At 62.9% G+C, this 2,575-nt stretch carries 3 protein-coding genes; 2 read left to right on the forward strand and 1 reads right to left on the reverse strand.

Annotated features, from left to right (window positions below; all coding sequences use genetic code 11):
• Positions 1–1,000: TolC family protein (locus HF921_RS12080; RefSeq protein WP_215893885.1), on the reverse strand; the 1,000-nt coding region annotated here is incomplete at its 3' end.
• Between the two features lie 231 nt (positions 1,001–1,231).
• Here HF921_RS12080 and HF921_RS12085 point away from each other — a divergent pair.
• Entirely contained in the window at positions 1,232–1,936 is a 705-nt protein-coding gene (locus HF921_RS12085; protein WP_064219617.1) for a response regulator, read from the forward strand.
• Positions 1,936–2,575 (forward strand): HAMP domain-containing protein (locus tag HF921_RS12090; RefSeq protein ID WP_215893886.1); only part of this gene is annotated, 640 nt, incomplete at its 3' end. The genes HF921_RS12085 and HF921_RS12090, both read left to right, overlap by 1 nt.

Raw genomic sequence — 2,575 nt, forward strand, 5'->3', positions numbered from 1 at the left:
TGGCCACCGCCTGCGCCGCCGCTACCTTCAACTCTGCCATTGCCGCCTGAATATCCGGGCGCTGCTCGGCCAAAGCCGAAGGCAGGCTGGTGGGCAGGCTGGCAGGCAATTGCAGGCTGGCGAGTGTCGGCATAGACAGGTCTGCATCGGGAGACTGGCCCAGCAAGGCCGCCAGGCCATGGCGCGCCGCCGCCACATCCGCCTGCAAGGGTGCAATGCGCGCCTGCGCCGCCGCGGTGATGGCCTCCTGTTGATCCACACTTTGCAGGTTCTGATAACCCAACTGATACTCCTGCTGCAGCAGGTGCAGCAGATGGGCATCGGCAGCGGCAATCTGTTGTGCGGCATTGAGCTGCGCCTGCGCCGCCGCACCGCTGATCACCGCCCGGCTCACCGCCGCCGCCAAAAAAACTTCACTCTGATGTAGACTGGCGCGGCTGACCGCCGCCTGGGCCTTGGCGGCGTGGACCAGATCGGCCTGCCGACCAAATACATCGGGGCTGTAGTGGACGTCGACGGTGCCTAGCAGCAGGCTGTAGAGATTACCGGGAATGCGGTAGCTCGCCCCGCCGTTCGCGCCGGTCCGTTGTGCCCGCCCGCGACTGATTCCGGCACCGGCACCCACGCTGGGCAGTAGTCCGCCCTGGGCCACCGCGATCAAGGACTGCTCGCGCGCCAGGGCCGCTTGCGCCGCCTGTACATCCGGGTTGGCCTGCATGGCCTGGCGGATATAGTCATTCAACGGCGTCGAACGGAAGAGCGACCACCAGGCCTGTGCCTCTTGCGTGGTCCACTGGACCCGCTGCTGAGCACTGTGCAGATTGATGGGATGGGCGTTATAGGTCTTGGGCGCCGGGACGGCCGGTGTGCTGAGATGCGGGCCGACAGCGCAGCCAGCCGCAGCGACAACCCCGAGCAGGACACCCAGTCGGGCCATACCCGGAGCCGAACGCCCCGCTTTCTGCCGCACCTGGCCGTGCAGATACCTCGCGCTTTTCATGTAAAACCCTCACTCAGTTGATATACGGGAATAAGCGGCGCTATCCGCAAGCATCGAGAGAGCAACTCCCCGCGCAGCCGTCGCAACAGAGAAAAATGGTAGCGGGAATGCCTGTAACAATCTTTGCTGCAGGCCTGTTAAAACGTAACAGACTGTCACTTTGGCGGCGGTCGGGAGGCTTTGTTACATTTGACCGTGGCCCACGAGAGAACAAGGGATTACCATGTGCACATGGATATCCAAAAACAGATTTTGGTGGTGGATGATGACCTGCGCCTGCGCAGTTTGGTGGAGTCGCACCTGCAGGGCTTTGGTTTTGCCGTAAGGGGCATCAGTGATGGGCGCCAGATCGAAACCCTGCTCGCCGAAACCACCATTGATCTGATCGTTCTCGATCTGGGGCTGCCCCATGAAGACGGCCTGCAAATCTGCCGGCGACTGCGCCAGCATCATGATGTTCCTATCCTCATGCTCACCGCGCGCGGCGATGAAATAGACCGTATCCTGGGCTTGGAGATGGGCGCCGACGACTATCTCGCCAAGCCTTTTCACCCTCGCGAACTGGTGGCCCGCATCCAGGCAATCCTGCGCCGCGCCCGCGCCGCCGTCCCTCGCCCCGAAGCGGTAACAGCCCCCTTCCAATGCGGCCGATTCACCGTGGATATGGGCCGGCAGGAGATTCAACTGGGCGGGCAAAGCTTGTCCCTCACCAGTGCCGAGTTCCAGACCCTGGCGACACTCATTCAGCATGAGGGCCAGCCCCTGACCCGCGAAAAGCTCATGTGGCTGACCCGTGGCCGACAACTGGAAAGTGATGATCGCAGTATCGACATGCAGATTTCCCGCTTGCGCCGTCTGCTTGACAGCTCCCCCGGCCGGCCCCGGCATATCCGCACGGTCTGGGGTCATGGCTACCTGTTCGTCGCGGAGCCTTGATGCATGTGCGGAGTTTCTGGCCGCGCAGCACATTGGGGCGGACCGTGCTCCTGCTGGCAGTTCTGTTGCTGGGAACCCAAGGCGCCGTCTATGTCCTGTTTCATCAATATGTGCTGAATCCTGCCGCCGAACGCTTCGCGGAATTTCTCTGGCAGACGGATCACGCCCTGATTGCCGCTGGTGCCGAACGCTCATCCGCTGGTGGTCTGCAATGGCGACCCGCCCACGACCTGCCCGGCATTCCCGCCAACAAGTATTTTTTGCGCCAGAGCGCTGGTTATCTGGCGCGGATGTCTCCGGGGGCCGCATTGCGGATTGGTCCCAGTGATACGGATGCCACTTGGCTGTGGATTCGCGGTGGCCGCCATGAACCCTGGCTGGGCATGCGCGCGTCGCCCATGAATTTCGGCGGGCAAGGCTTCATGTTTATGCGCCTCGGCGTCATCGCCCTGTGTACATTGCTCGGCGCCTGGCTCATCGTTCGCCAGATCAACCGCCCCCTGGCCCGGCTGGCAGTGGAGGCGCAGCGCATTGGCCGGGGCGACATGCCGGAATCCCTCAAGCCTATTGGCGGGCCTCTGGAGGTGCGTCATCTGGAGCAGGCCATTACCAGTATGGCTAACGATCTGCACCGCCTGC

Source organism: Acidithiobacillus ferriphilus, assembly GCF_018854775.1.
In the GTDB taxonomy this organism is placed as follows: Bacteria; Pseudomonadota; Gammaproteobacteria; order Acidithiobacillales; family Acidithiobacillaceae; genus Acidithiobacillus; species Acidithiobacillus ferriphilus.

What these genes read in the sequence shown, in the direction of transcription:
- HF921_RS12085 (WP_064219617.1), top strand. Translation starts at nt 1,232, where the DNA reads ATGGATATCCAAAAACAGATTTTGGTGGTGGATGATGACCTGCGCCTG.